Annotated in this window: 30 protein-coding genes and 2 pseudogenes; 11 read left to right on the plus strand and 21 right to left on the minus strand. The window is 68.1% G+C overall.

Translation table 11 applies throughout. From position 1 onward, the window contains the following. Window positions 1–3: 3 nt before the first annotated feature. The 5 genes from GT370_RS20205 to flgL all read right to left on the minus strand — a co-directional run bounded on the left by GT370_RS20205 (window position 4) and on the right by flgL (window position 5,339). On the minus strand, window positions 4–222 hold the full coding sequence (locus GT370_RS20205) for a flagella basal body P-ring formation protein FlgA (RefSeq protein WP_270183668.1): 219 nt from the start codon (window positions 220–222) through the stop codon (window positions 4–6). Further along, window positions 219–695, minus strand: a complete 477-nt coding sequence (locus GT370_RS20210; RefSeq protein WP_270183669.1) for an SAF domain-containing protein — start codon at window positions 693–695, stop codon at window positions 219–221. The genes GT370_RS20205 and GT370_RS20210 overlap by 4 nt, the downstream gene beginning before the upstream one ends. Further along, window positions 692–1,516: a hypothetical protein gene (locus GT370_RS20215; protein WP_270183670.1), complete on the minus strand. Its 825-nt coding sequence runs from the start codon at window positions 1,514–1,516 to the stop codon at window positions 692–694. The genes GT370_RS20210 and GT370_RS20215 overlap by 4 nt, the downstream gene beginning before the upstream one ends. A gap of 1,162 nt (window positions 1,517–2,678) precedes the next feature. Then, window positions 2,679–4,103 (minus strand): hypothetical protein, encoded by a 1,425-nt coding sequence (locus GT370_RS20220; protein WP_270183671.1) that lies wholly within the window; start codon window positions 4,101–4,103, stop codon window positions 2,679–2,681. 12 nt (window positions 4,104–4,115) lie between these two features. Beyond that, window positions 4,116–5,339, minus strand: coding sequence for a flagellar hook-associated protein FlgL (gene flgL / locus GT370_RS20225; RefSeq protein ID WP_270183672.1), 1,224 nt, complete (start codon window positions 5,337–5,339; stop codon window positions 4,116–4,118). An 86-nt stretch (window positions 5,340–5,425) separates the two neighbouring features. Here flgL and GT370_RS20230 point away from each other — a divergent pair, with 86 nt between their 5' ends. Continuing rightward, complete coding sequence (locus tag GT370_RS20230) at window positions 5,426–5,632, plus strand: hypothetical protein (protein WP_270183673.1); 207 nt, start codon at window positions 5,426–5,428, stop codon at window positions 5,630–5,632. Between the two features lie 124 nt (window positions 5,633–5,756). Here GT370_RS20230 and GT370_RS20235 read toward each other — a convergent pair whose 3' ends face one another. From GT370_RS20235 to fliE, 16 genes and pseudogenes are all read right to left on the minus strand, one after another. After that, window positions 5,757–7,100 carry a FliI/YscN family ATPase gene (locus tag GT370_RS20235; protein ID WP_008495550.1) on the minus strand — a complete coding sequence of 448 codons (1,344 nt, stop codon included), beginning with the start codon at window positions 7,098–7,100 and terminating at the stop codon, window positions 5,757–5,759. 151 nt (window positions 7,101–7,251) lie between these two features. Continuing rightward, window positions 7,252–7,761, minus strand: a pseudogene (locus GT370_RS20240) (FliH/SctL family protein); the annotation flags it as partial. Continuing rightward, window positions 7,761–8,030: a hypothetical protein gene (locus GT370_RS20245; protein ID WP_008495553.1), complete on the minus strand. Its 270-nt coding sequence runs from the start codon at window positions 8,028–8,030 to the stop codon at window positions 7,761–7,763. The gene GT370_RS20245 and the pseudogene GT370_RS20240, both read right to left, overlap by 1 nt. A gap of 9 nt (window positions 8,031–8,039) precedes the next feature. Continuing rightward, window positions 8,040–8,867 (minus strand): flagellar motor protein MotB, encoded by an 828-nt coding sequence (locus GT370_RS20250; RefSeq protein WP_008495554.1) that lies wholly within the window; start codon window positions 8,865–8,867, stop codon window positions 8,040–8,042. Beyond that, window positions 8,867–9,673, minus strand: a complete 807-nt coding sequence (locus GT370_RS20255) for a MotA/TolQ/ExbB proton channel family protein (RefSeq protein ID WP_008495555.1) — start codon at window positions 9,671–9,673, stop codon at window positions 8,867–8,869. The genes GT370_RS20250 and GT370_RS20255 overlap by 1 nt, the downstream gene beginning before the upstream one ends. Next, the gene (locus GT370_RS20260; protein ID WP_008495556.1) at window positions 9,670–10,218 is read right to left on the minus strand and encodes a sigma-70 family RNA polymerase sigma factor; all 549 of its coding nucleotides are present in this window, start codon (window positions 10,216–10,218) and stop codon (window positions 9,670–9,672) included. Before GT370_RS20260 ends, GT370_RS20255 begins: the two co-directional genes overlap by 4 nt. Next, on the minus strand, window positions 10,211–12,304 hold the full coding sequence (locus GT370_RS20265) for a flagellar biosynthesis protein FlhA (protein WP_008495557.1): 2,094 nt from the start codon (window positions 12,302–12,304) through the stop codon (window positions 10,211–10,213). Before GT370_RS20265 ends, GT370_RS20260 begins: the two co-directional genes overlap by 8 nt. Then, on the minus strand, window positions 12,297–12,560 hold the full coding sequence (locus GT370_RS20270) for a flagellar biosynthetic protein FliQ (protein ID WP_008495558.1): 264 nt from the start codon (window positions 12,558–12,560) through the stop codon (window positions 12,297–12,299). The genes GT370_RS20265 and GT370_RS20270 overlap by 8 nt, the downstream gene beginning before the upstream one ends. Beyond that, complete coding sequence (locus tag GT370_RS20275; protein WP_270183674.1) at window positions 12,557–12,859, minus strand: FliM/FliN family flagellar motor switch protein; 303 nt, start codon at window positions 12,857–12,859, stop codon at window positions 12,557–12,559. The genes GT370_RS20270 and GT370_RS20275 overlap by 4 nt, the downstream gene beginning before the upstream one ends. A gap of 5 nt (window positions 12,860–12,864) precedes the next feature. Continuing rightward, window positions 12,865–13,821: a FliM/FliN family flagellar motor switch protein gene (locus GT370_RS20280; protein ID WP_270183675.1), complete on the minus strand. Its 957-nt coding sequence runs from the start codon at window positions 13,819–13,821 to the stop codon at window positions 12,865–12,867. Then, the gene (locus tag GT370_RS20285) at window positions 13,814–14,368 is read right to left on the minus strand and encodes a flagellar hook-length control protein FliK (protein WP_270183676.1); all 555 of its coding nucleotides are present in this window, start codon (window positions 14,366–14,368) and stop codon (window positions 13,814–13,816) included. Before GT370_RS20285 ends, GT370_RS20280 begins: the two co-directional genes overlap by 8 nt. Further along, window positions 14,365–15,186 carry a hypothetical protein gene (locus GT370_RS20290; RefSeq protein WP_270183677.1) on the minus strand — a complete coding sequence of 274 codons (822 nt, stop codon included), beginning with the start codon at window positions 15,184–15,186 and terminating at the stop codon, window positions 14,365–14,367. The genes GT370_RS20285 and GT370_RS20290 overlap by 4 nt, the downstream gene beginning before the upstream one ends. Next, the gene (locus tag GT370_RS20295; RefSeq protein WP_270183678.1) at window positions 15,186–15,824 is read right to left on the minus strand and encodes a FliG C-terminal domain-containing protein; all 639 of its coding nucleotides are present in this window, start codon (window positions 15,822–15,824) and stop codon (window positions 15,186–15,188) included. The genes GT370_RS20290 and GT370_RS20295 overlap by 1 nt, the downstream gene beginning before the upstream one ends. Before the next feature lie 101 nt (window positions 15,825–15,925). Continuing rightward, window positions 15,926–16,231 (minus strand): annotated as a pseudogene (locus GT370_RS20300) (hypothetical protein); the annotation flags it as partial. Then, window positions 16,228–17,799, minus strand: coding sequence for a flagellar M-ring protein FliF C-terminal domain-containing protein (locus GT370_RS20305; protein WP_008495563.1), 1,572 nt, complete (start codon window positions 17,797–17,799; stop codon window positions 16,228–16,230). The gene GT370_RS20305 and the pseudogene GT370_RS20300, both read right to left, overlap by 4 nt. 4 nt (window positions 17,800–17,803) lie before the next feature. Next, complete coding sequence (gene fliE, locus GT370_RS20310; RefSeq protein ID WP_008495564.1) at window positions 17,804–18,103, minus strand: flagellar hook-basal body complex protein FliE; 300 nt, start codon at window positions 18,101–18,103, stop codon at window positions 17,804–17,806. A gap of 326 nt (window positions 18,104–18,429) precedes the next feature. Here fliE and GT370_RS20315 point away from each other — a divergent pair, with 326 nt between their 5' ends. Genes GT370_RS20315 through GT370_RS20360 form a run of 10 tightly spaced genes read left to right on the plus strand, consistent with a single transcriptional unit; the run spans window position 18,430 to window position 24,778 of the window. Next, window positions 18,430–18,777 carry a flagellar basal body rod protein FlgB gene (locus GT370_RS20315; RefSeq protein ID WP_008495565.1) on the plus strand — a complete coding sequence of 116 codons (348 nt, stop codon included), beginning with the start codon at window positions 18,430–18,432 and terminating at the stop codon, window positions 18,775–18,777. A 19-nt stretch (window positions 18,778–18,796) separates the two neighbouring features. Beyond that, a complete protein-coding gene (gene flgC, locus GT370_RS20320; RefSeq protein ID WP_008495566.1) occupies window positions 18,797–19,210 on the plus strand; it encodes a flagellar basal body rod protein FlgC in 414 nt (137 codons plus the stop codon). 2 nt (window positions 19,211–19,212) lie between these two features. Next, window positions 19,213–19,815 carry a flagellar hook assembly protein FlgD gene (locus GT370_RS20325; protein ID WP_270183679.1) on the plus strand — a complete coding sequence of 201 codons (603 nt, stop codon included), beginning with the start codon at window positions 19,213–19,215 and terminating at the stop codon, window positions 19,813–19,815. Next, a complete protein-coding gene (locus GT370_RS20330) occupies window positions 19,773–19,907 on the plus strand; it encodes a hypothetical protein (protein ID WP_333489984.1) in 135 nt (44 codons plus the stop codon). The genes GT370_RS20325 and GT370_RS20330 overlap by 43 nt, the downstream gene beginning before the upstream one ends. Further along, on the plus strand, window positions 19,907–21,121 hold the full coding sequence (locus GT370_RS20335) for a flagellar hook protein FlgE (RefSeq protein ID WP_008495569.1): 1,215 nt from the start codon (window positions 19,907–19,909) through the stop codon (window positions 21,119–21,121). Before GT370_RS20330 ends, GT370_RS20335 begins: the two co-directional genes overlap by 1 nt. A 21-nt stretch (window positions 21,122–21,142) precedes the next feature. Continuing rightward, on the plus strand, window positions 21,143–21,886 hold the full coding sequence (locus tag GT370_RS20340) for a flagellar hook-basal body complex protein (RefSeq protein ID WP_008495570.1): 744 nt from the start codon (window positions 21,143–21,145) through the stop codon (window positions 21,884–21,886). 4 nt (window positions 21,887–21,890) lie between these two features. After that, complete coding sequence (gene flgG / locus GT370_RS20345) at window positions 21,891–22,685, plus strand: flagellar basal-body rod protein FlgG (protein ID WP_008495571.1); 795 nt, start codon at window positions 21,891–21,893, stop codon at window positions 22,683–22,685. Continuing rightward, complete coding sequence (locus GT370_RS20350) at window positions 22,682–23,365, plus strand: flagellar basal body L-ring protein FlgH (protein ID WP_008495572.1); 684 nt, start codon at window positions 22,682–22,684, stop codon at window positions 23,363–23,365. The genes flgG and GT370_RS20350 overlap by 4 nt, the downstream gene beginning before the upstream one ends. Window positions 23,366–23,397: 32 nt before the next feature. After that, window positions 23,398–24,456: a flagellar basal body P-ring protein FlgI gene (locus GT370_RS20355; RefSeq protein ID WP_234731637.1), complete on the plus strand. Its 1,059-nt coding sequence runs from the start codon at window positions 23,398–23,400 to the stop codon at window positions 24,454–24,456. A gap of 1 nt (window position 24,457) precedes the next feature. Continuing rightward, window positions 24,458–24,778 carry a hypothetical protein gene (locus GT370_RS20360; RefSeq protein ID WP_270183680.1) on the plus strand — a complete coding sequence of 107 codons (321 nt, stop codon included), beginning with the start codon at window positions 24,458–24,460 and terminating at the stop codon, window positions 24,776–24,778. Window positions 24,779–24,786 lie beyond the last annotated feature (8 nt).

Here is a 24,786-nt window from a genome sequence, read left to right on the forward strand (position 1 = left end):
TGTTCACGAGCCGAGATCCACAACCGGTCCGCTCGCGGTCAGCAGCGCGGAGAAGCGCCGGCCGGAGCCAGGGTTGGTCATCAGGATGGTATCGCCGATGCGCCCGGTCTGGTCCGCCACGGCATTGACGCTGACCACGACGCCGCCATCCTTCACCTGCACCGCCACCGTCTGCCCGGTGCTCACCACCACCGGCTGTGCCACCGCATCGCTGGTGATCACCGCCCCGGCTGCAGCGAGAGCCTGGCCTGCGCGCCGATCAGCTGCTGCGCCCCGGCGAAGGTCTGCCGGCCGGCGAACAGGCTGACGGGTTTTTCGGCGAGGCTGACATCATCTTCGCTCAGCGTCTGCCCGGCTTGGATGGGCCGGGCCGCGACCTCCACCAGCTGCTGCGCGGCGACATTGGCGGTGAGATACAGCACCCAGACCGGGGCGGGGCAGTGCACCGCCGCCTCCTGGTAGGGGGCGTTGCCGGTGATGGCGACGCTGAGCGGCGCGGTGCAGGCCGGCATGTAGGCGGCGGCCTTGGCTTGCGAGATGGTGACCTGCGCGCCTGGCGGGGCGAGGGCGAGGGCGGCCTGCTTCGCCGCCGCCACCACATCATCCGGGTTTTCATGCGCGCTGTCGGCAAGGGCGGGTCGCGCCATCACGCCAAGCGCGGGGCCAGCCAGGGCCAGGAGCAAAATCCGCTTCATTGCGCCGCCTCCAACAGGGCCTGCGGCTGCGCCCAGGGCGTGGGCAGCTCCTCCACCGAAGGCAGCGCCAGCGCGGCCTCCCTCGTGGCTTTGCCGGAGGCCAGCGTGCCGCGCAGATCCTTCACCGCGCAGAGCAGCCGGCTCTTCCAGAGCGACGCCGCCTGGCCCAGCCGCTCGGCGGGCAGGCTGGCGGGGGTGTCCAGCCGCTGGTCGAGGATCAGATGCGCCCCGGCGGCGGCGGCGAGCAGGGTGAAATAGCAATCCCCCAACGCCGCCTTGCCCGCCGGGCGCAGCAGCACATGCGGGGCCAGCCCGGCCAGATCCCGCGCCCAGAGCGCCTCGTCCAGATGCCGGGGCAGGCGCGTCACCTCGCCCTCATAGCTCGCACCTGGCTGCTCGACGATGATCCAGCTCACCTCCTCGGCGGTCTCGTTGACCAGGGCCGTGAACCAGGACGGGGTATCGCCCTCGTCGAACCAGAGTACGCGCGGGCGGGTGTTCATGCCGGTGCCCAGGGTCAGGCTCTCCCAGTTGGCGCGGCGCAGGGCCGGGCGCCAGAGCTGCGGGGCGGGCGCGCCCAAAGCCCGCAGCGCGCCGACCAGGGCCGGGGAGGTGGCATAGACCGCCTGGGCCCGCTGCGCCGCCAGCTCCGCCCCCGGCCGGAGCGGCGCCGAGAACAAGGCGGTGTAGGGCGCATCGGCCAGAGGCGCGGTGCCGTCCGGGTTCACCCGCACCCAGCTGGCGGCATCGCGCCGGCCAAGCTCGGCGGCGGTCACCGGTTCCGGGCCCCAGCCGGCATCCAGCCGGGCGGTGGCGCGCAAGGCGCGGGCGGCGGCGAGGATCGGCTCCGCCCCGGCCCCGGGCCGGTGAACAGCACCGAGGTCGCATCCTCCGGTGTTGGGGCGATGAAGCCGGTGCGGGTTTCCGGCACCAGCAGATCCTCGCGTAGCGAGAGGGCGGGGTGGTGGTAGTCATCGCGCCAGGGCAGCGCGGCGGCAGCCGGGCTGCCGGTGCGAAAGCGCCCCTCCTGGTCGATCTCGAAGATCGGCGTTGCCGCCTCGAAGCTGGCATCCGGGGTCCAGACCAGACGCTGGCCGCCAGCGCGCAGCTGGGCGCAGAGATCGATCCAGAACGCATCGCCGGAGAGCTCGGCCAGGGCGCAGCCGCGCAGCAGCTCGGTGCGGGCCAGCAGGCCGGGCGGGGTGATGGCGCTGGCTTCCTGGTCCACCAGCAGCCAGGCCCCCATGCGCCCGGAGTCCGGCGCGTAACCATGGCCAAGCCGCACCGGCGCGCCGATGACGATGGGCCCTTGCAGCATTGGCTGGCTGGTGCCGCCGGCACCGGGCACCAGCGTGCGCCCACCGGCCATCGCCACGCCTGGATCCGCCAGCTTGGTGCGCAGCACGGACAGCCAGTCCGGCGTGGCGGGGGTGGCGCGGGCATCCAGAATGGCGAGATGCGGCGCCTCCACCAGCGCCAGCGCGGCGGCGAAGGCGGCCGCGCCGGTGGCGGTGATCGCCCGCACGCTCTGCCCCAGCCCGGCGCGCTGCGCGTCGATCTGCGCGAAATAATCCGCCACGTCCGGGCGCGGCGCGAAGGCGGCCAGGATGATCGGCAGCCTTGCCACCGGCGGCTCCAGCAGCGCGGTGAGGCGCTGATTGACGCTGGCGACATCCGCGCCATCGCACAGCAGCAGGAGGGCGGTGCCGGGATCGGCGACCTTCCGCTCATGCCGGAACAGCCCGACAAATTGCCGCTTGCCGATGGCGGCCGGCATGCCCAGCCGGGCGAGATGGCTGGCCAGCGCCGCTTCAGCGGCGGCGACGAAATCCTCCACCGCGATATCGTCGCGCCGGGCCGCATTGTCGCGCACGAACAGCGCCTCGGGCAGGCGCACGACGCGCGGCGCGGTCTCGCTCAGGCGCAGCTGGTAATCATATTCCTCAGCCCCGGCGCGGCTGCTATCGAACCCGCCAAGCCGCGTCAGTGTGGCGCCCTTGTACCAGACCCAGTCCCCAGATAGGCGGATTGGCGCAGCCGGGTGACATCCCAGCCCGGCTTGTAGCGCACCCAGGGGGCGTCCGCGCTGGGCACGATCTCGTCGCAATAAAGCAGATCCGGCATCCCGGCGCGCGCCGCTTCCAGGGCGAAGCGCTGCAGCGCGTCGGGGTCGAGCCTGTCGCCGGCATTCAGCGCCGCGACATAATCATAGTCGCGGGCCAGCGCGTTCAGCGTGGCGCAGAGCGTGGCACTCACCCCGCCCGGGACGGCCGGGGCCTCGATGGTCTCGATGCCTTCCACCGTTGCCGGATCGACCGAGACCAGCCGGATCAGCTCCGCCTGGCGCCATTGGCCTTGCAGCGTCGCCAGCGTCTCGCCGATGGCGCTCGCGCGCCCGCCGGGGGCGGCGATGACCACGGCGATGCGCGGCAGGATGGTCTGTTCGGCGCAGAGGCGCGCCAGCCGGGCCTGGGCGGCATCGTCCAGCCGCTCGGGCGGGCGCAGCGCCGCCGCCGGGGCGGGGGCATTGGCCGCCGGCAGCTCCACCGGGCCGCCAAGGCCGGGCAGGGCGCGCAGCCGGCTATCGCGGATTTCCGCCAGGAAGCTGGCGATTTCGGCGGTCTGGGTGCCGATTTCATCCCACAAGGCCGGGCTGTGATCGCCAGCCTCGATCGCCTCCCACAGCCGCGCCACCAGCCGCTCCAGCGGCGGGTACAGCCCTTCCGCCGGCAGCGCCTTGCTGCGGTTCAGCTCGCCGGTGAGATAGGCTTTCGCCTGCGCCATGCCATCCGGGCGCAGCCTGGTCAGCGGCAGGCCGAGATCCGCCTCCAGCTGCCGGAAGCAGGCCTCGGGATGCGCCAGCAAATGGCCATAAGTCAGCCAGCTGCGCTTCAGATGCCTGGCATTGCGCTCCGCCGCGGTGGCGTAGCCCAGCCAGAGCAGCAGCGCATGCGCGCGCGAGAGCCCGTTTTTCAGCAGCTGGCTGGCGGCGGAGGTCGCGGGGTCGCGGAAAATATGCACCACATGCGGGGTGTGCCCGGCCTGGCGCACGGCGTTTTCGTAAAGCGGCAGCAAATGGCAGAGATGCGGATGCTTGATGCCCCAGAGCTTGGTCGCGGGCGGAAAGCGGCGGCGCAAAATCTGGTCCAGCCGGGCGGTGAAGCGCGCCAGCTCCGGGCGCGTATGCCAGCCCTCCGGCAGCGCCGCGACATCGCCCCATTGCATGCCGAGGCTGTTCATCAGCTCCACATCGAACTGGATCAGCTCCGGAACTTCGTAGAAGCCGAGCGGATTATGCTCGTTGGCGGCGGCTTCGCTCTGGATCTCGACGCCGAGCTTGGTGAGCGCGCCCGAAAGGCCGGAGGTGCCGCTGCGATAATAGCCGACGATGAAGATCACATCAGACACGCTGGGAAATCCTTAGAGATACTGAAACAGGCTGAGGCCCTGCACGGCGGCGAAGCTTTTCATCGCCGCCTCCATCGCCGTCATGCTCTGGTCCAGATTGGTCAAGGCCGTCGGCATATCCACCGCCGTTGCCGCGTTGTCCGCGGTCTGGATGGTGGCGGAGGCGGTGGCGTTGCTGGTGCTGGCGGTCTGCACCGCCTGCAGCGTCACGCCGGTCTGCGCCTGGGCGGTGAGCACGTCGGACTGGTATTGCGCCAGCCCGGCCAGGCTCTGGTTCAGCGCCTGGCGCGTCTGCGCCGCGCCGGCGGCGCCGCCGCCCGCGGTGCTCAGTGTGCTGACGAGATTCTGCAGCAGCGTGAACACGCTTTGCGGGCGCGAGGGGGAGAGGGTGAAGCTGTCGCCAGCCGCCGGGCTGCCCTGGATCTGGTAGCTGGAGCCGGCGACCTGGATGCTGGTGGTGCTGTCAGCCGCGCTGGAGACGGTGCCGCTGGCCACCACATTGCCGCTGGCATCCGTGGCGCTGTAGGTCATGCCGCTGGTGCCTTGCGCGAAGGCGATGGTGATGTTGCCGCTGCCCTGCTGGAAGGCGCTGGCCTGGGCGCTGTTGGCCACACCTTCGGAGATCAGCGTGGCGGTGCCGGTATTGCTGCTGGCGGCGGCGATGCTGGCGGTGCCATCACCCGACAGGCCGGAGACGAAGACCTCGCCATTGGTCACCGCCGAGGCCTGGGCGCTGGGCGAAATCGAAGCCTGGCTGCTGCCGCCATCGCCGAGATAGACGATCTGGCCGGTGGTCGGGTCGCGCTGGAAGGGCTCGATGGAGCCGCGCGTGCCGGCGAACACGTAGGAGCCGCTGGTGCCTTGCGTGTTGGCGAGCGAGAGCATCTGCTGCTGGTCCACCTGCACCTGGGTGGCGAGGGAGGCCATGTCCTGCGGGTTGGTGGTGGCGTTCAGCGCTTGCTCGACCACCGATTGCACCGAATTCAGCAAGGCGCTGACGGAGCCGTAGGTATCCGAAACGGTGCCAAGCTGGGACTGGATCGCGGCCTGATTGGTGTTGTCGCTGGCGAGCGAGGCCACCTGATCCTGGCCGATGGCGGCGGCGGCGTAGGCGGCCGGGTTCTGGTCGGGCGTTTGCACCGCGAGGCCGGTGGAGATTTCCTGCTGCAGCAGACTGATCTGCGATTCCTGCTTGGCCAGCGAATTGCTGAAATTGGTGTAGAGAGAGAGATCCATTTTCAACGCTCCTTGCGGCGGGCGAGGGGAGGGCGCGTTCGGCCCGGGTTTCGGCTTCCAGCGCGTCGCGGCGCCGGGCGGTGTCGGTGGCGCTGGCCAATTTGCGGCGCTGCGCCTGGGCTTCCAGCAATTGCGCGCGGGCGGTGGCGATGCTGGCCTCGGCGCGGACGGCGCTCTGGCCGACCTGCTCCAGCGCGCTCAACCCGGCCTCGGCGAACAGCCCGGCGCTGCGGATCTGCGCGGCACTCACGGTCTGGCCGGTTTGCACGCTGGCGGCGAGCCGGGCGCGGTAGGCATGCAGCACCTGCTGCTGGCCTTGCGCCTGCGCCAAAGCGGCCTGGGCGCGGCGCAGCGTCTCGGCGCGCTTCGCCTCCTCGGCCGCGGCCAGCACTTCCAGCTTGCTCAGCAATGAGGATTTCACGAGCTGGCCTCTATCAGCGCGGTGCGCAGCGCGGCCAGGCTCTGCGGGTAGGTGGCGGCTTCGGTGACGCCCTGGCGGATCACATCCTCCATCGCCGGGGCGCGCTTCAGCGCCTCGTCCAGCAGCTTGTCGCGCCCCGGCGCGTAGGCACCGAGATCGATGATGTCCTGCTTCTCCGCCCGGCGCGCCCAGAGCGCGCGGTAGCGCGATGCCAGCGCCTTGTGCTCCTCGCCGATCAGCCCCGGCATCACCCGCGAGAGCGAGGCGGAGATGTCGATTGGCGGATACATCGCGGCTTCAACGAGTTTTCGCGAGAGTACGATATGCCCATCCAGCACCGCGCGGGCGGTATCGGCGATCGGATCGCCGACATGATCGTCGCCTTCGACGAGAACGGTGTAGATCGCGGTGATCGAGCCCTGGCCGGGGCCGCCATTGCCGGCTCGTTCCACGTAGGCGGAAAGCGCGCCGAAGGCCGAAGGCGGATACCCCTTCACCGCCGGCGGCTCGCCCGCCGCGAGGCCGATCTCACGCAGCGCCATCGCCAGGCGCGTCAGGCTGTCCACCACCAGCAGCACATTCTGCCCTTGCGCGCGGAAATATTCCGCCATTGCCGCCGCCCGGTAGGCGCCATGCACCCGCCCCAGCGCGGTATCATCCGCCGGCGAGGCGACGACGACGCAACGCGACCGCGCCGCGCCGAGATGATCCTCGATGAATTCGCGAATCTCGCGCCCGCGCTCGCCGATCATCGCCACCACCACCACATCGGCCTTGGCGTTGCGCGCCATCATGCCGAGCAAAGTGGTCTTGCCAACGCCCGAGCCGGCGAACAGGCCGATGCGCATGCCCTGGCCCATCGTGTTCAGCGCATCGATGGCGCGCACGCCGGATTCGAAAACCTCTTCGATGCGGGCACGATGCATCGGATTCACCGGGCGCCCGCGCAAGGGCCAGCTGGCGGTCAGCGCGGGCGGCGCCAGCCCGTCCAAAGGCGCGCCGTGCCCATCCAGCACCCGGCCCAGCAGCGCCTCGCCAACCAGAGGCGCGGTGCCGGTGGCATCCACATGCACCCGCGCGCCGCGGGCGATGCCGCGCGTACCCTGTTCGGCCATCACCAACAGCCCGTCAGCCTCGAAGCCGACCACCTCGGCCGGTAGGCTGGCACTGTCCCCTTCGATCAGACAGCGCGCGCCCACCGGCGCGCGGACGCCGCTGACATGCAAAATCTCGCCATTGGCGCGCACAATACGGCCATAGCGTCGAGCCTGGGCGACGCCACCCAGACCGTCGAGCCGCGCGCGCGCCTGCGCCTGCACATTCGCCATGTTGAGGCTCATGATGCCTCCTCTTCGGCAAACTCATCGGCTGGGCGGGTGTTTCCGGCAGGCCGAGCGAGGCCGCCACCGCCGCGAGCCGGCTGGGCAGCGTCGCATCCCACTCGGTGCGGTTGACCGGATCGCCATCGGGCCAGAGCAGCTCGACGCGCGCGCCGCCGCGCTCAATTGCCGCGTCATGGCGTAGCGTGACCGTCTGTAGATCGAGAAGTTCCTGTACGGGCTTGGCATCTTCCGGATGCAAAGTCAGCACCAGGCTTTGCCGCGGGGCGCGCTCGGCGGCGGCTTCCTCCAGCAATTGCGCCACCAGCCGGGCCAGACCCTCCGGCCGGGCGATGGCTTCCACGCCGATCACATGCCGGGCGATGATCATCGCGAGATTGGTGGCCAGCTCCGCGAGTTCGGTTTCCTTCTGTGCCAGCGGGGCGGCGAGCTGCGCGGCGGCGGCGCGCAACGCCTTCGCCGCGTCGTCCAGCGCCTGGGTTTTCGCCGTGTAGGAAGCGCGGCCTTCGGCTTCGCCTTTGGCCAGGCCTTGCGCTTGCGCCTCATCCCGCAGCATTGCCAGCGCCGCGCGCACGCGCGCGTCAATCTCCGCCTCCTGTGCCGCCGGGTTGGGCGGTGGCGGCGATGCAGGCACGCTGCTGTTGATGCGGCGGAATACCATCAGCCTTCGCCCGCCGGCCGGCTAAGGCGTGTGAGGCCGCGCCGTATGTAGGCGAGCAGGATGGCCCCCACCGGCAGCGCCAGCGCCAGCACCGCGTAGGCGACGAGGCCTGTGGCCAGCGCCCCGGCCAGCCACACCGCGATGGACGGAAGGCTGAACCAGGAGGGCTGCGTGGCGGCGGCGCGCAGACACATGATGGCGATGACGACGAGCCCCGGCTTCAACGGCAGGCCGCCGGATTTTCCTGAAGATTTCTTCGCTTTTGCCATGATCCTGCCCTACTTCGCCGCCGCCGGCGCGGCCTTGCTGCCGGGGTCCGGCGCGTGAATGACGATAACGACACGCCGGTTCTGCTCGCGTCCATCGGCATTGTCGTTGCTGGCGATGGGATCGAACTCGCCATAGCCCTGCGCCGCCAGTTGCTCGCCGCCGATGCCGGCATTCTGGAACAGCTCCACCACGCTCACCGCGCGCGCCGCCGAGAGCGCCCAGTTAGAGGAGAATTGCGCATCATGAATCGGCTGATTATCCGTGTAGCCGCCAACGAAAATCTTGAATTTCGGCGGCAGGCTGGTCAGGCTCGCGGCAATCTGTTTCAGCAGCGTCTGCGCGGAGGGAGTCAGTGTCGACTGGCCGGAGGAGAACAGTACGGAATCATTCAGCCGGATGGTTAGCGTCAGCGGGTCACTCTGCATGCCGACCTGATGCGCGCCGATCATCGGCTGCAGCATTTTCGAGAGCTGGTTCTGGGCATTCTGCAATTGCAGCATATCCTGCGTCAGCTGATGGATCATCTGCTTCTGCACCGGCGTGTTGGCGGAGGCCGGCGATTCCACCGGTTTGGGCACAGGCGAGGGCTGGTGATTCATCACGCCGCGATCCGCCGAGCTTTCGGCTTTGATCATGCCTGGCGGGGCGTGGAAGGCCTTCAGGAAGCTTTGCGCCTCCTCGTCCATCTTGTGCTTGTCACGCACCGAGGACGCATAGAGCACCACGAAAAACGCCAGCAGCAGCGTGATGAAATCCGCGTAGGAGATCACCCAGCGCTCATGATTGCCATGGCTCTCCTTGCGTTTTTTCCGGCGCGGGGCGGGCGCGTCGGACATCAGGCGGCTTCCATCTCGGCCGCGGGCGTCTCAGCCTCGGCGGCGGCGGCGGGGGCGATGTCCTTCGGCTTGCCGGGGATGACTGTGAGCAGTTCGTCGCGGATCACCGAGGCTGGCTTCTGCTGGGCCAGCATGACGAAACCATCGACGAGGATGAAGCGGGCATGTTCGGTCTCCTCGGCGATGGCGGCCAGGCGCGCGCCCATCGGGAGGTAGAACAGATTGGCGGTGCCCACGCCATATACGGTGGCGATGAAGGCGGTGGCGATGCCAGCACCCAGCAGTTCCGGATGGTTCAGCTCCATCATCACATGGATCAGCCCCAACACCGCGCCCATCACCCCGATGGTCGGCGAAAATCCGCCGGCGGATTCCCAGAATTTTGCCGGCAGATGCTCCGCCGCGCCGAGTGTTTCCACCATCACCGTCAGCTTCTCGCGCAAGGCCGGCGCCGGGGTGTTATCGACGATCAGCTGCAAAGCCTTGGCCTGCAACGGGTCTTTCTGCTGCTCGATGAAGGGTTCCAGCGCCAGCGTGCCCTGTTGGCGTGACAAGGCGGCCCATTCGGTGATGCGCACGACGAATTCATGCAGATCCACCTTCGGCGGTTTCACCAGCCAGCCCGCGCCCTTGATGCCTTTCAGCAGACCGCCTACCCCGAACTGCACCATCAACGCCGCCAGCGTGCCGCCCAGCACGATGATGCAGGCGGTGAGGCTGAACAGCGAGGAGAGCGGGTCGTTATCCGAGATCGCACCGAGCACGACAACGAGAATTCCGCAGATGAGGCCGAGAACGCTGGTCATGTGGCGGGAACTCCTTCAAGCTTGGCGCGCACCAGGGTAGAGAGCCGCGCCAGCGCCCGGGCGCGCAGCTTGGAGGCGTAGCTGTCGCTGACATCCAGCACCAGGGCGATTTCACGGTTATTCAACTCTTCAAAAAAATGCAGCGCCAGCATCTGATATTCCTCAGGCTCCAGCTCGCGCAGCGCTTCCACCAGCACGCCCTGGCGCTCGCTCTGCAGCATCAGGCTCAGCGGATCTTCCGGCAGCATGCCGTTTTCCTCGGCATGCAGATCGATCATCGTCTCATCCGTGCCTTGCGTGAAACGGAAGCTTTTCGAGCGGCGCAGCCCGTCCAGCATCGCGCCCTTGATGCGCCGCATCGCGTAGGTCTGGAAGGTGACGCCGTAGGCGTCCTCGAACCGGCCATGCGCCTCCAGCAGGCCGACCGCACCCCATTGCAGCAGATCATCCAGCTCCGCCCAGGGCATGCGGGATTTCAGCAGCAAGGCGGTGCGCTTGATCCAGTTGCCGTAGGTTGGCATGTCGGCGGCGCAGATCTCAGCCATGGGCGGCGCCCGGCTCGGCCACCTGCACCACCTGCATCGGCATGCTGGGCGGAATTTCATCCAGCGAGAGCACCGGCAGCGTTCCGGCGATCACCCGCGCCACGGCGCGGCGCAGCGGGGCTTGCGTCACCAGCACCGGACGCAGCCCTTTCGCCTTCATCGCGGCATTCGCGGCCTCGGCGGCCTGGCGCAGATGCGCGGCACTTTCCGGCTCAATCTCGCCGGCGGCGGCCGTGTCCTTGCCGGCGCGCAGGGATTTCGAAACCAGCTCCTCCAGCCGCTGCGGCAGCACCGCGACTTTCAGCACGCTCTCCTGCCCGGCGGCCTGGGCGACGATGAAGCGGCCGAGGCGCATGCGCACGGCAGCCAGCAGCCGCTCCGGATCTTTGATGCCGGTATCGGCGGATTCCACCATCGCCTCGGCGATGCGCTCGAAATCGCGCACCGGCACCTCTTCCGCCAGCAGCCCTTGCAGCACCTGGCGCACCAGCCCGGCGGCCATCGCGGCGCGTAGGTCTTCGGCGAGGCGCGGCGTGGTTTCAGCAAGTTTGGTGAGCAAGCCTTCCACCTGCGGGCGGCCCAGCAGCTCGGCGCCATAGCGCTTCAGCACCTCGGCGAAATGCGTGGCGATGGCGGAGGAGGCATCCACCACCGTGTAGCCAAGCTCCTCGGCCTGGGCGATGGCGGTTTGCGGAATCCACACCGCCGGCTGGCCGAAGGCGGGGTCTTTCACATGCCGGCCGATTTTCAGCCTGTCGATGACCAGATTGCCTTCAATCGCCAGCCATTGATTGGGCCAGGCCTCGCCGCCGCCAATCGCTGCCCCGCGCAATGTGAAGCGGTAGGCATTCGGCGGCAGGTCCGAGGAATCCCTGATATGCACGGCGGGGATCAAAAATCCCATGGCGCGGCCATAGCGCTGGCGCACGGCGGTGAGGCGGCCGAGCAGCTTGCCTTCGCCAGCCGCCACCAAAGGCGCCAGGGCAAAGCCGATGCTCATGCCCAGCGGATCGACGCCGGTGACATCCGCCAGCGCGTCCGGCTTGGCTTCGGCTTTGGCCCCCTTGGCGGCCCCGGCGGCTTCCGGCTGGGCCAACGCCTCGCGCGCCTGGCGCGCGGCCCGCCAGGCGGCGAATCCCAGCGCCCCACCCAGCGCGAAGAAGGGCAGATGCGCCATGTCCGGCATCAGCCCGATGGCGATGGTGATCGCCGCCGCCAGCGCCAGCGCCTGCGGATATTTCCAGAGCTGGGATTTGATCTGCGCGCCGATATCCTCGCCGGTGGCAACGCGCGTCACCACCAGACCCGCCGCCACCGAGATGGTCAGAGACGGGATCTGTGCCGCCAAGCCGTCGCCCACCGTCAGCAGCGTGTAGGTGCGCGCGGCATCGCCCAAAGGCAGCCCGGCCTGCAGCGTGCCGATGATCAGCCCGCCCAGCATGTTGATTGCCAGGATGATCATCGCCGCGATCACGTCGCCGCGCACGAATTTCGAGGCGCCATCCATGGCCCCGAAAAAATCCGCCTCCCGGCGCAGCATGTCGCGCCGGCGCTCCGCCGCCTGCGGGGTGAGCACACCGGCATTGATCTCGGCGTCGATCGCCATCTGCCGCCCAGGCAGGCTGTCCAGCATGAAGCGGGCCGAGACTTCCGCGACGCGCGAGGCGCCCTTGGTCACCACCACGAAATTGATGATGATCAAAATCACAAAGATGATGCCGCCGACGACATAGTTGCCGCCCACGGCGAATTGCCCGAAGGCCTCGATCACATGCCCCGCCGCGCCCGGCCCGCTGGCGCCGTTGAGCAGAATGGCGCGCGCGGTGGCGACATTCAGCGCCAGGCGCATCAGTGTCGTCGCCAGCAAGATCGAGGGGAAGGCCGAGAATTCAGCCGGCGAGGCGATGTAGAGCGAGGCGCCCAGGATCACCAGGCCAGCGGAGATATTGATGGCAAAGAGCAGCGAGATCGCCGCCGGCGGCAGCGGCACCACCAGCATGACGAGGATCAGCAGGACCAGGATCGGCCCCGCGAACTGCGCCGCGTTCAGCTTGGGAAAACCGGAGAGGGCGGCGGCCTCAGCCATGCACCAGCCCCGGAATCGCGCCGAACAGATGCAACGCGTAATGCTCCACCCCGCCCAGCATCATCGGCCCGGCGAGCGAGGTGAGCACCGCCACCCCGGCCAGCTTCAACACGAAGGGCACCGAGGCTTCCTTCACCTGCGTCGCGGTCTGCAGCGCGCCGGTGACAACGCCGATCACCAGCAGCAGCAGCAGGATCGGCCCCGCCAGCTCCGCAAAGGCGATCCAGGCGCCGGCATCGACATCGCTATTGGTCATTCGGCCGCCTCTTGCTGCGGCTCGGTTTCGGCTTCGGCCTCGCCGGCCAGGCCGGTGATGCGAATGCCGTAGCGCTCGCCATCGCCGATGGCGACAACCTCGCCATGCGCCAGCTTCAGCCCGTTGGCGTAAATCACCAGCGGCTCGCCGACGCGCTGGTCCAGCGCGATCACCTGGCCCTGGCGCAAGGCCCGCATCTCCTTCACGCTGAGCGCCGCGCGGCCCAGCTCCACGGCGATGGCCACCTGCACGCGGTCGAGCAGCTTGCTGCCATCCAGCGCGTGGCCCTGGCCGGGCAACGGGCTCAGCGGTTCAAGCGCGATCTCGGGGGGGTGTCGGTCATGGTCTGTCCCTTCTGGAGGTCCTGGCCGGGGCTCACCCGGCAGGCGATGGCGCCTTCGAACTGGCCATATTCGGCCCGGAAAAGATCCACCCCGCCGGAGACGGCGATGGCTTCCGGCAGCAGGCTGAGCGGCAGCAGCGCGCCCGGCCGCAGCGCGCTGACCAGCGACATCGGCAGATGCCCGCGGGCGATTTCGAAACAGAGCGGCAGCTTCACCGCCTCGCTGCTGGCGGCCAGGCGCGCGGCCCAGCCCTCATCGGCGGCGTTGCGGGCATTCGCGCCGCTCTGCGCCAGCAGCTTCTGCTCCAGCGCATCCAGCGGGGCGAAGGGCAGGGCGATGGTGATGCGCCCCTGGCCGAGCGCGGTTTCGAACTGGCCGGTGATCTCGATCATCCAGTCCTGCGCCTCGGCGACGCCCAGCATCGCATGCGCGGTCTCGTAGCTGGAGGCGAGCAGCGGCGCGATGCCGAGCGGGGCGAGGGAGTCGGAGGCGGATTTATACACCGCCTCGATCAACTGCCGGCCGATGCGCAGCTCCATCGCTGAAAGATCATGCGCCGGGGCGCTGGAGGGGATGGAGGCGCCGCACATGCCATCGACGATGGCGCCCAGCAAAGCCCCGTCCAGCGCCAGCAGCGCGCGCCCGCGCAAGGGGGCGAGATCCGCATGGCCGGCCAGCAGCACATCCGGCAGCCGCTCCAGCACCGCCTCATGCGGGGCGATGCCGGTTTTGCTGGAGAGCAGCGAGACCGGGCTGCGGGTGGTCTTGAACAAAGCCAGCGCGATCTGGCGCATGAAGCGCGCCGAGAGCGTCTCCATCAGCCCCGGCCGCAGCCCCGGGGCGCGGACATGGTTGAGCAGGTCCAGCGGTTTGATGTCGGTTGGGTCGCGCAGCAAGGCGCTGGGGGCGTCAAGCATAGGCGCGCACCCCGGTATCGGTGGTCACAGGCGCGGAGGCCGGCGCGGCGCTGGCGCTCTGCGCCGGGCGCTGGACTTGCGGCTGGGCGGGGGCCTGCTGGCCCTGGCCGCCGGAACTCACATCCGCCTGGCCGAGGCTGAGCCCGGCATTGCCCACCGCCTGGCGGAACCCGTCCATGCCGTTATGCAGCGCCTGCGCGGCATGGGCGGTGCTGGGGATGAAGGTGACGTTGAGCTGCCCGGTGGCGCTAAGGCCGAGATTGATGGTGAGCTGGCCGAGATCCGGCGGGTCGAGCCGCAGCGTCGCCTGGGACTGGCCGTGCTGGTGCAAAGCCGAGACCGTCGCGGCGAGGGCGGCGGGGGCGAGCGAGGTCGCCTCCATCCCGGTGCTGGCGGTGACGGGCGTGGTGGTGGCAGCCTGGGTGGTGGTGGCATTGGCCTGGGCGCCGCCAGGGGCGGCCATGGCCAGGGCGGCAGGCAGCGGGGCGGTGGTGCTGGTGGTGGGCAGGCTGGCGGTGCCGGGCAGGGCGCTGTCTTTGCCTTTCACACTGGCGGTGACGGCAAGGGCGGCGGCGGGTGCGGCGCTGGCCGCCGGGCAGGGGCGGCGGCGCTGGTGGAGGCGGTGGCGGAAGCGGGGGCGCTGGCCGCGCGCGGGGCGGGCTGCGGGGCGCTGACGCTGGGCTGGGCCACGTCCTGCGCGGCATCCTTCGCGGTGGCCGCTGCGGGCGGCGTCGGGGCCTGATCACTGGCGGGGGATGTGGAGGCGGGCGCGTCGGCGGTGAGGGTGGGGCTGGATTTGGCGGTCCCGCTGCTGGCGGCGTTGCCGGTTGCGGGCGCGCTGACTTCGCTCTTGCCGGCGGCGCTGCTGGCGGTTTTGCTGTCCGCCTTGCTCTCGGTCTTGCTGGGTGGGGCGGCGGGCTGGCTCTGGCCGCTCGCCACCCCCAGCACCAAAGCGGCGAGCGCGCCGAGGCCGTTATTGTCGCTGCCATCCTCATGCTTATGCGGGCCAGCGCTCTGGCTGGCGTCGCTGGCGGTGGGGGCGGCGGCGTGAGTCGTCGAGTCGGTGGGGCTGGCGGGCGTCTGGCCGGTGGCGGGCTGGTCGGTCGGCGGCGCGCTGTCGCGGCTCTGTGTGACGTCACGGCTCTCGGCGGCAGGCTGCGGGGCAGGCGGCGTGCTGCTTTGCTGGGCCGTCTGCAAGGCGCTGCTCCAGTCATCGGACGCGCCACCGGCATTTTGCGCGGCGTCGGCCGGCGCGCTCTGCATGTAGAAAGTGGCGTTCTGCGGGGAGACGCTCTGGATGCCAGCGCTCTGCATATTATAGCCGCTCTCGGCCGGCATCGCGTTGCTGGGCGGGAGCGCCTGCATCAGAGCAGCTCCTCGCTGGCGCGCACCGCGATCTTGCCTTCTTCCGCCAGCCGCAGCGCCACCGCGACGATTTCCGCTTGCGCCGCCAGCACATCGGCGCGGCGCAGGCCGGGGCCGCCGGTCAGCTCCTCGTTCAGCACCTCGCGCTGGCGCGCCGAGATATTGGCGAAGAAGCGCTCCTTCAGCTCCGTATCCGCCAGCCGCAGCGCCGGGGCCAGCAGCTCCGGCGAGATCTCGCGCAGCAGCATCCGCAACGCCGCATCCGGCAGGCGCACCAGATCCGGGAAGGTGAACAAATTCTCGCGGATCTTTTCCGCCGTCGGGCTGTCATGCGCCTCGATGCCGCCCAGCACCTGCTGCATCTTATCCGCCTGCAGCTGGTTGAGGATTTCCGCCGCCAGCTTCGGCCCGCCGAGATTGGCGACGCGCTTGCCACCGGAGGCCGCCGCCTGCATCATCTCATCGACCATCTGCTGCAATTCCAGCACCGCGTTGGGCGAGACCACATCCAGGATGGAGAAGCGATACAGCGCTTCCGCCGCCAGCTCCTCGGGCAGGAAGGTGAGCATCTCGGCGGCGATTTCCTGCGGAATATGCGCCAGCAGCAGCGCGATGGTCTGCGGCCGCTCATTCGCCATCTGCACCGCCAGGGTCTGCGGTCGCATTGCGCCGGCAGCTGGAAGGCGCGGGTGGCGTTCTGGCGGGCCAGCCTACGCAAAATCTCACGCGCCTGCGCTTCGCCGAAGGCGTTGATCAGCGTGCGGTGCAGGAATTTCAGCGCCGGGCCGCTCAGGCCCTGCTCGCCCATATCCGCGACGAAACGCTGCATCACCTGGTTGCGCAGGCCAAAGGGCACGTTGCGCATCGCCGTCATCGCGGTCGAGATCTTGGTCACCAGCGCGTCGTCCATCTCGCGCAGCACCAGTGCCGCGGCCTCTTCGCCCAGCTCCTGCAGCACCACCGCCACACGCTCGACGCCGCTCAGCGGATCCGCCGGCGGCATCGGAGCCAGTTTAACGGTAGGTTTGGAGGCGGTAACGCTCATCGCTCCTTCCCCTCCGTATCATCGGCCCAGCTTTGCAGCAGGCTGGCGACCCCGCGCGGATTCTGCGCCACCTGTTCACGCAGCGGGGTGAAATTCACCGCCGGGGTGATCATCTCCGGCCGCAGCACCGGCGGCGGTGCTGGCGGCGGTGGCGGTAGCGGCGGGGTGAGGATGGCTTTCAGATCCACACTCTTCAGCCGGCGCGAGAGCGGCAGCGCCAGGCCCAACAGCACGAACAAGGCCGCCAACAGCTCCAGCGCCGCATGGGTGAGGGCGCCGCTGGACTCTCCCAGCACCGCGCCGCTGCCGATCGGCTGCGCATGGAAGGGCGCGGCCAGCACATTCACGCTGACGGCGGGATAGGAGAAGGCGCTGGCGATGGCGCTCTTCACCTGCGCGGTGGAAAGCTGGCCCAGCGCCGCCTGGTTGAGCACCACCGAGACCGCGATGCCCTTCACCGCCCAATCCGGATGGGTGATGTCGCTGTCGCTGACATCGTTCTGGTAGGTCTGGTCCTGCTGGCTGCTGACCTGCTGCGGGCTTTGCGCGCCTTGGGCGCTGGCGGTAGTGGCGGGGCTGGTTGCCGGGGCGCCGCCGGCTTGGGTTGGCACCGGCGCCGGATTGGCGGTGGTGGCGGCCGGCGGCTGGTTGGAGAGCGCGCCGGGAATGCCGATGGCGGCTTCCTGGGTGGCGCCGCTCTGCTGGGAGCTGTCCTGCACCGCGTGCTGCACCAGATGGCCGGGACCATAGAGCGTCTGATGCGTGCGGACCTGGGTGAAATCCACATCCGCGCTGATGCCGGTGCGAAAATTCCCAGCGCCGACCAGCGGGGTTAGAATATCCGCGACGCGCGCCGCGGCCTGCGCCTCGATATCGCCAGTGGTGGCGAGCTGGGCGGCGTTGCCGGCCGCCCCGGTCTGCGGAAACACCGTGGCGCCGGCGGTGGTCTCGACCGTGATCTGCTCCGGCGTCATCCCCGGCACCGCGCCGGCGACCAGCCCGGCGATCGCCACACCCTGCGCCTGCGCGGCGGCGGGCGCGGCGTCGATCACCACCGAGGCGGAGGGTTTCGGCTGGTCGGCCAGGAACGGCGTCTGCGCCGGGATCGCCAGAAAGACCTGCGCCGCGCGCACGCCCTGCAGCCCTTCGATGGAATGCTGCAGCGAGAGTTCCAGCGCCTGGTTGCCCATCGCCTGCTGCGCCTGGTCGGAGGCGGTCATCGGCGCGTTTTCCACCTGCGTCCAGGCATTATTCACATCATCGCCCGGCACCTGCGCGGCGCCGAGCTGCAGCCGGGCCTGCGCCAGCTGCGGGGCCGGCACCAGGATCACATCCCCGGCCTCGCGCAATTGATAGGGTATGCCGAGCTTCTGCAGCGTCGCGATCACCTTGCCGCCCTCGGCCGGGCTCAATCCCTCCTGCAGCACCGCGTAGGGCGGCGAGGAGAATTCCAGCCAGCCGACCAGCGCCGCCGAGGCGGCGATGACAGCCCCGCCCGCCAGCAGCAGGCGCGGCGCCTGCGCGGCCTGGGTACGCACCCGAACGAGCTGCGTGCGCCAATCGGCCATCGGCTCAGAACTGCATATTCATGATCGATTGGTAGGCCGAGACGGCTTCGTTGCGCACCGCGACGGTGGCACTCCAGGCGGTCTCCGCCTTGTCGCTGGCCACCAGCGCCTGCGCCAGGCTGGCGCCGGGCACCCCCGCGGCATAGCTGGCCTCAGCGGTGCCGGCCTGCGCCTGCGCGCCCGAAACCTCCTGCAACGCCGCATTGGCGAGGTCGAGAAAGCTGCCATCCGCCCCCGTCGCGGGCTGTGAGGCGCCGGCCGTGGCGAGGCCGGCGGTAACAGGCAGAATGGCACCGATGCTCATGGATAACGATCCTTACCCAAAACTAACTGAATCGTTAGATAACGGTCTGTTGGATAATTTAGCCGCGTGCCCAGGGCAAGGATTATCTGCCGACTTCACGGATTAATGTAGGTTCTATCCACACAAATCATTCAGCCTACATTTGGTTTGTAGATTTATTAGTTTTTTGAGGCTGTTTTGTCGAATAAATGATATTATGTTTTGTGTCTCGTGTAGGTAGGCCAAAATGCTTTGTGAACACACCAAATAGATTTCTGTGGAATACGGCATTTGTCACCGCTTTTTGTCTTGCTAAATTCTAACATTTCGTGAAGGTTTCGGGCGAGATGCAGCCCGGATTTCTCTCCTTCTACGGCGCCGTCCTGAATGTCGCGCAGGATCGCCAGAATTTGATCGCGAATAATATCGCGAACGCGGACACGCCCGGATTCAAGGCGGCGGACGTGGATTTCACCGCCTCCCTGGCGCAGCAGCTGGAGAGCCCCGGGGCCACGCCGCAGGCGCAGTACCGCGCCGATGCCACGGTCGGCCTCAACGGCAATGATGTCGATCTCGATGCCGAGCGCGTCGAGGATGCGCAGAATGGCGAGATGATGCAGGGTGCTTCGACCTTCCTGCGCCAATCCACGGCCGATCTGATCACCGCGTTGCGGCCCAACCCCAACGGCACCTGAGCTTTAAAGGAGAGCGCGCATGACCGGAATTTTCAGCATCGTCGGCTCCGCGCTGGATGCCCAGAATCTGCGCATGTCGGCGGTGGCCTCCAACCTCGCCAATGCCGATACCGCCACCGCGCCCGGCGCGCAGCCTTACCGCGCCGAGGAGCCGGTGTTCGAGGCCGCACCTGTGGTGGATGCGGGCAGCGGCGCCGCGCTGGGGGTGAGCGTTCTGGGTGTTGACCATAGTGCCGCCGCCCCGCACCAGACCTACGATCCCTCCAGCCCCTACGCGAATGCGCAAGGCTATGTCACCGGGTCGAATGTCGATCGTGCCCAGGAGATGGTCAACATGATCGACAGCTCCAACAGCTATTCCGCCTCGGTCGCGGTGCTGGAGCAGGCCAGCCGGATCGACCAGCAGATGATCCAATCCTTCCAGGTGTCCTGACCATGACCTCGCTCGCCACCAGCGCCACCGGCAGCGTCAACGCCGCCTCCGTCGCGGCCTCGACCACCGCCAGCACCAGCGCCTCCTCCGGCTCCGGCTCGGCCGCCGGCGCGCTGACGCAGAATGATTTTCTCAAGCTGCTGACAGCGCAATTGCAATATCAAAGCCCGATGAACCCGGCCGACCCGACGCAGATGGCCTCGGAATTCGCGCAGATCGCCACCGTCGATGGGGTGAACAAGCTCAATACCCAGGTGAGCACGCTGCAAAGCGTCACCGCCGCCAGCCAGATGGGCCAGGCGGCGGATCTGGTCGGCAAGCAGGTGGCGGTGCCGGGCGATACCATCACCGCCAATTCATCCGGCAGCGCCACCGGCGCCTTCACTTTGCCGAGTGCCGCGAGCGACGTTACCGCCACCATCCTGAACGCCAATGGTTCGGTCGCCGGCACCATGGATCTGGGCGCGCTGGGGCCGGTCAGCAGAGCTTCCACTGGACCGGCGGGAGTGCCGGCAAGCAATATACCTACAGCATTTCCGCGCATGACAGCACGAACAATGCGGTGCAGGCGACAACCTACGCGGTCTACACGGTCGAGGGTGTGAATCTCTCTTCCTCCTCGCCGACCTTGAATGTCGCTGGCAGCACCACGCCGCTGGCTGTGTCCTCCGTTTCCACCGTTCTGGGAGCTTCCTGATGTCCTTGCAGACCGCCCTTTCCGGCCTCGATGCCGCCCAGACCGGGCTCAACACCGTCTCCAACGATCTCGCCAATGCCAGCACCACGGCGTTCAAGAGCCAGACCTCCTTGTTCGAGGATGTCTACCCGACCGGCGAAACCGGCGTTCCCGGCTATGGCGCGGCGACGGAGGGCATGGATACCAACATCTCCCAGGGCGGCCTGACCAGCACCGGCAACGGGCTGGATGCGGCGATTCAGGGCAATGGCTATTTCGTCGTCTCCAATAACGGCACCCAGCAATATACCCGCGATGGCGCCTTCAAGCTCAGCAGCGACGGCACGCTGCAAACCCTCACCGGGTCTTCGGTGATGGGCTATACCGGGGCCGCCACCTCCGGCACGCTCAGCGCGCTGAGCGTTTCCACCGGCGCCATGAAGGCCACCGCCAGCGCCAATCTCGGTGTTGATCTCGACCTGAATTCCGGCGACACCCAGATCCCCGCCACCACCGCCTTCAACGCGGCGGATCGCAGCACCTACAGCGAAAGCACCTCCACCGTCGCCTACGATTCGCTGGGCAACGCCAATACGGTGAAGCTCTATATGGTGCAGAACCAGGCCACGGGCGGCGCCACGCCGAGCTGGACGGTCTATGCCCAGCCGGCGACCTCGGCCGGCACCAATGTCGGCAGCGCGCAGCAGCTCACCACGCTGAACTTCAACACCGATGGCACCCTGGCCAGCGGCAGCCCGGCGACGCTGAATGTGAACTGGGGCAATGGCGCCGCCAATTCCGCGCTGAGCTTCAACTTCGCCGGCACCAGCCTGGCGGCGCAGAATTTCGCCGTGGCCGGGCTGACCAATGACGGCTACGCCGCGGGCACCTATAGCGGCAGCTCGGTCAATTCCTCCGGCCAGCTCGTCTCCACCTACTCCAACGGGCAGACCATCACCAACGGCACCCTCGCGCTGGCCAATTTCATCAATCCGGAAGGGCTGCAGGATGTCTCCGGCAATCTCTACGCCAGCACCAACAGCTCCGGTGTGGCGGTGGTGAACGCGCCCGGCAACGGCCAGTCCGGCACGGTCGAGGGCGGCTATCTGGAAGCCTCCAACGCTTCCACCTCCTCGCTCCTGGTCTCGCTGATCCAGTATCAGCAGGCCTACCAGGCCGATACCTCCGTGCTGCAGACCGAGCAGCAGGACGCCCAGCGCCTCGTGCAGATCTGACGGTAGGTTAGAGAGGCCGCGATGCAGACCAGTTCGCTCTTCACCGCGATGTCCGGGCTTGAGGATATCGACGCGCAGCTGCAGGCGGTCTCGGCCAACATCGCCAACGCCAACACGCCAGGCTACGCGGCGGTGCAGGCGCAGGCGGAAACCGCGACCTACACGGGGGCGAACGCGCCGCCGGGCGGGGCGGTGGTCGCCACCCTCCCGGGGCCGGACCTCAAACAGGGCAGCATGACCCATACCGGGGATGATCTCGATGTCGGCCTCTCCGGCGATAGCTGGCTGACGGTGCAGACCGCCAACGGCACCGCGCTGACCCGCGACGGCGCGCTCTCCATCTCCAATGCCGGCCTGCTCACCGACAGCTCCGGCAACCCGGTGCTGGGCCTGGGCGGCACGCCGATCAGCCTGCCGCAGCTCTCCAGCATCAAGATCGGAGCGGATGGCACCATCTCCGGTGTCGTCGCCGGCTCCGGCGGATCGCTGGCGCAGGCCTTCGGGCAGATCGCCATGGTCGCGAGCCCGAGCGGCAGCCTCACCCCGCTGGGCAACTCCCTCTACCAGGCGCAGCCCGGCGCCCCGCTGGTACCCTCCGCCGATGGTGCTTTGCATCAGGGCTATCTCAACGGCAGCAATGTCGATCCGACGATGGCGATGATGCAGATGATCGATGACAGCAAATCCTATGAGTTGCAGGCACAGCTGACGAAAAGCCAGAGCAGTGCGAGCAGCGATCTGAACACCCTCCTCGCGCAAGGATAAGAGCATGAACCCGACCCTCGACACTGTCGCCAGCGGGCTCGAAGCCAGCCAGACGATGATGGACACGATCGCCGATAATCTGGCGAACGCGAACACCACCGCCTACAAATCCGAGACGCCGGAATTCCAGACGCTGCTCTATCAGAACCAGACGCAGCCGGGTGCCGATGCCACCGGGCAGACGCAATACCCCTCCGGGCTGGAGCTGGGCACCGGCGTGAAGGTGGCCTCGATCAAGCAGATCGAAACCCAAGGCACGCTGACCAGCACCAGCAACCCGTATGATCTGGCGATCAACGGCGCCGGTTATTTCCAGGTGCAGCTGCCCTCCGGCCAGACCGCCTACACGCGCGATGGCTCCTTCCAGGTCAATCAGAGCGGCCAGCTGGTCACCGCCAATGGCGACCAGCTGATCCCGGCGATCACCATCCCCTCCAACGCTACCTCGGTCACCGTCGGCACGGATGGCACGGTCTCGGTGACGGAGGCGAATTCCAGCACCTCCACCCAGGTCGGGCAGATCCAGCTCGCCAACTTCATCAATGCCCAGGGGCTGCAGCCGCTGGGCAATAATCTCTACGCCCAGACCACCTCTTCGGGAGCCCCCACCGTCGGCGCGCCGCAGACCAACGGGCTCGGTTCGATCAACCAGGATTATCTGGAAAGCTCGAATGTCGATGTCGTGCAGCAGATGGTGAGCATGATCTCGGCCGAGCGCACCTACCAGCTCGGCACCCAGGTCGCCACCTCCGTCGGCTCCGAGCTTGGCTATCTGGCCAACGCCGCGCAGGGCGCATGAATCCTAGGCTGCCTCTGGCGCTGCTGGCGCTGCTGGCCGGCTGCGCCACCCACCCGCCGACGCAGACGCAGCTGGTCAAGCCCGCCCCGTTTCCGGTGGATGTGCAGCCCCAGCCGGAAGCGGTGAACGGCTCGGTGTTTTCCGGCGGCACCGCCGGCTCGCTCTACGCGCCGCGCCGGGACTGGAAGATCGGCGATCTGATCACCATCGACATCGTCACCAGCTCCACCGCCAGCAACAGCGACAATGCCGGGCTGACCCGCAAGGGCAGCATCAATGATTCGATGACCAATTTCATGGGCATCCCGATGAGCTTCGGCCATATCAATGGCGGCAGCCTCTCGCCTTCCATCGGCGCCAGCTCGGATCAGCAATATACCGGCACCGGCTCGGATGTTGCCGCCAACGACATTACCGGCGCGGTCGAGGCGGTGGTGACCGGGGTGGACCCGAACGGCACGCTGGCCATCCAGGGCCGCACCAATGTCAACATCAACGGCAACGTCACCAGCATCGTCGTCACCGGCTATGCCAGTCCGGACGACATCGCCGCCAACGCCACCATCTCCTCGGACAATATCGCCAACATGAATGTGCAATATGTCGGCAACGGGCCGATCAATGATGCGCATACCGTGCCCTGGCTGCAGCGCGTTCTCTCCAAGGTTTCGCCGTTTTGAAGAACGTCCTGCTCCTGCTTGGGCTTTTGGCGTTGGCTCCGGCCGCGTGGGCGCAGACGACGATCGGCGAGCTGGTCAGCGTGCAGGGCGCGCCGCCGAACCAGCTTTTCGGCTACGGCCTCGTCGTCGGCTTGCCCGGCACCGGCGACCAGACCACCCAGGTGCCCTACACCCAGCAGGCCATTCTCAACATGCTGCGCAACATGGGTGTGGCGATGAACAATGTCAGCACGATGATGCCGCAGGATGTCGCTTCGGTGATGGTCACCGCGGAAGTGCCGGCCTTCGCGCATCAGGGCCAGAAGATCGACGTGACCGTCTCCGCCGTTGGCAATGCCGCCTCGCTCGCCGGCGGCGTGCTGCTGCCCACCCCGCTGCGCGGCGGCAACGGCAATATCTACGCCCAGGCGCAGGGCCCGCTGCTGGTCTCCGGTTTTGCCGCGGGTGCAGGCGGCACCAGTACGAAAGTGAACGTGCCCACCACCGGCACGCTGCCGGGCGGGGCCATCCTGGCCAGCAGCATTCCCGCGAACTTCGCCGTCAACGGCATGTCCGCGCTGCTGGTGGATGATCCCAGCTTCCAGACCGCGCAGCGCATCGCCGATACCATCAACCGCGCCTTCGGCCCCAACACCGCCAATGCGGTCTCGCCGGGCGAGGTGGATGTCACCGCCGCCGCCGGCGCCAGCCCGGTCGGCTTCATGGCGGATCTGCTCGCCCTGCCGATCACCGCGCCGCAGCCCGAGCCGCTGATCATCGTCGATGCGCAGAGCGGCACCATCGTGATGAATGAAGGTGTGACACTCGGCCCCGCCGTGGTCAGCCATGGCGACCTCACGGTAAGCATCCAGACGCAGAATGCCGTGAGCCAGCCTGGGCCGTTCTCCAACGGCACCACGGTTGGCGTGCGCAACACCGCGGTCAGCGCCAAGCAATCCAAGGCGCAGGTGATCATGCTGCCGCATGCGGCAACCTTGCAGCAGGTGGCGGCGGCGCTGAATGCGGTGGGGGCCAGCCCGCAGGATCTCATCGCCATCATCGAGGCGCTGAAAGAGGCCGGGGCGATCAAGGGCCGGATCAAGGTGATCTGAGATGAGCCTGATCCCGCCCACCGGCCATGCCCCGCCCTCGCGCCAGGCGATCACCCAGCAGGTCGAGAAAATGACCGGCATGCTGTGGTACCAGGTGCTGTCCTCGATGAACGAGACCGGCATGGATGCATCCAGCCTCGGCCCCGGTGGTTCTGAATTTCAGAGCATGTTCCTGTGGAATATCGCGCAGAATGATTTCGGCGGGCTGGACGGGCAGATGGTGCAGGCGGCGTTGCGCCAATATGGCGAGGCCAGCGCGCTGCCGCAGAGCGCCACCCCGGCCCTCTCGCAGCTGCCCCCGGCGCGCTGGAGTCGCTGCTGAGCGCGGCG

Origin of the sequence: Acidocella sp. MX-AZ03, assembly GCF_027626035.1 — a bacterium.
GTDB lineage: Bacteria > Pseudomonadota > Alphaproteobacteria > Acetobacterales > Acetobacteraceae > Acidocella > Acidocella facilis.

What these genes read in the sequence shown, in the direction of transcription:
- GT370_RS20265 (WP_008495557.1), bottom strand. Translation starts at nt 12,304, where the DNA reads ATGGCTGAGGCCGCCGCCCTCTCCGGTTTTCCCAAGCTGAACGCGGCG.
- GT370_RS20235 (WP_008495550.1), bottom strand. Translation starts at nt 7,100, where the DNA reads ATGAGCCTCAACATGGCGAATGTGCAGGCGCAGGCGCGCGCGCGGCTC.
- fliE (WP_008495564.1), bottom strand. Translation starts at nt 18,103, where the DNA reads ATGAGCATCGGTGCCATTCTGCCTGTTACCGCCGGCCTCGCCACGGCC.
- GT370_RS20315 (WP_008495565.1), top strand. Translation starts at nt 18,430, where the DNA reads ATGCAGCCCGGATTTCTCTCCTTCTACGGCGCCGTCCTGAATGTCGCG.
- flgC (WP_008495566.1), top strand. Translation starts at nt 18,797, where the DNA reads ATGACCGGAATTTTCAGCATCGTCGGCTCCGCGCTGGATGCCCAGAAT.
- GT370_RS20335 (WP_008495569.1), top strand. Translation starts at nt 19,907, where the DNA reads ATGTCCTTGCAGACCGCCCTTTCCGGCCTCGATGCCGCCCAGACCGGG.
- GT370_RS20245 (WP_008495553.1), bottom strand. Translation starts at nt 8,030, where the DNA reads ATGGCAAAAGCGAAGAAATCTTCAGGAAAATCCGGCGGCCTGCCGTTG.
- GT370_RS20350 (WP_008495572.1), top strand. Translation starts at nt 22,682, where the DNA reads ATGAATCCTAGGCTGCCTCTGGCGCTGCTGGCGCTGCTGGCCGGCTGC.
- GT370_RS20280 (WP_270183675.1), bottom strand. Translation starts at nt 13,821, where the DNA reads ATGCTTGACGCCCCCAGCGCCTTGCTGCGCGACCCAACCGACATCAAA.
- GT370_RS20340 (WP_008495570.1), top strand. Translation starts at nt 21,143, where the DNA reads ATGCAGACCAGTTCGCTCTTCACCGCGATGTCCGGGCTTGAGGATATC.
- GT370_RS20260 (WP_008495556.1), bottom strand. Translation starts at nt 10,218, where the DNA reads ATGGCTGAGATCTGCGCCGCCGACATGCCAACCTACGGCAACTGGATC.
- flgG (WP_008495571.1), top strand. Translation starts at nt 21,891, where the DNA reads ATGAACCCGACCCTCGACACTGTCGCCAGCGGGCTCGAAGCCAGCCAG.
- GT370_RS20270 (WP_008495558.1), bottom strand. Translation starts at nt 12,560, where the DNA reads ATGACCAATAGCGATGTCGATGCCGGCGCCTGGATCGCCTTTGCGGAG.
- GT370_RS20325 (WP_270183679.1), top strand. Translation starts at nt 19,213, where the DNA reads ATGACCTCGCTCGCCACCAGCGCCACCGGCAGCGTCAACGCCGCCTCC.
- GT370_RS20290 (WP_270183677.1), bottom strand. Translation starts at nt 15,186, where the DNA reads ATGCAGGCGCTCCCGCCCAGCAACGCGATGCCGGCCGAGAGCGGCTAT.
- GT370_RS20295 (WP_270183678.1), bottom strand. Translation starts at nt 15,824, where the DNA reads ATGGCGAATGAGCGGCCGCAGACCATCGCGCTGCTGCTGGCGCATATT.
- GT370_RS20250 (WP_008495554.1), bottom strand. Translation starts at nt 8,867, where the DNA reads ATGTCCGACGCGCCCGCCCCGCGCCGGAAAAAACGCAAGGAGAGCCAT.
- GT370_RS20360 (WP_270183680.1), top strand. Translation starts at nt 24,458, where the DNA reads ATGAGCCTGATCCCGCCCACCGGCCATGCCCCGCCCTCGCGCCAGGCG.
- GT370_RS20210 (WP_270183669.1), bottom strand. Translation starts at nt 695, where the DNA reads ATGAAGCGGATTTTGCTCCTGGCCCTGGCTGGCCCCGCGCTTGGCGTG.
- GT370_RS20305 (WP_008495563.1), bottom strand. Translation starts at nt 17,799, where the DNA reads ATGGCCGATTGGCGCACGCAGCTCGTTCGGGTGCGTACCCAGGCCGCG.
- GT370_RS20255 (WP_008495555.1), bottom strand. Translation starts at nt 9,673, where the DNA reads ATGACCAGCGTTCTCGGCCTCATCTGCGGAATTCTCGTTGTCGTGCTC.
- flgL (WP_270183672.1), bottom strand. Translation starts at nt 5,339, where the DNA reads ATGGATCTCTCTCTCTACACCAATTTCAGCAATTCGCTGGCCAAGCAG.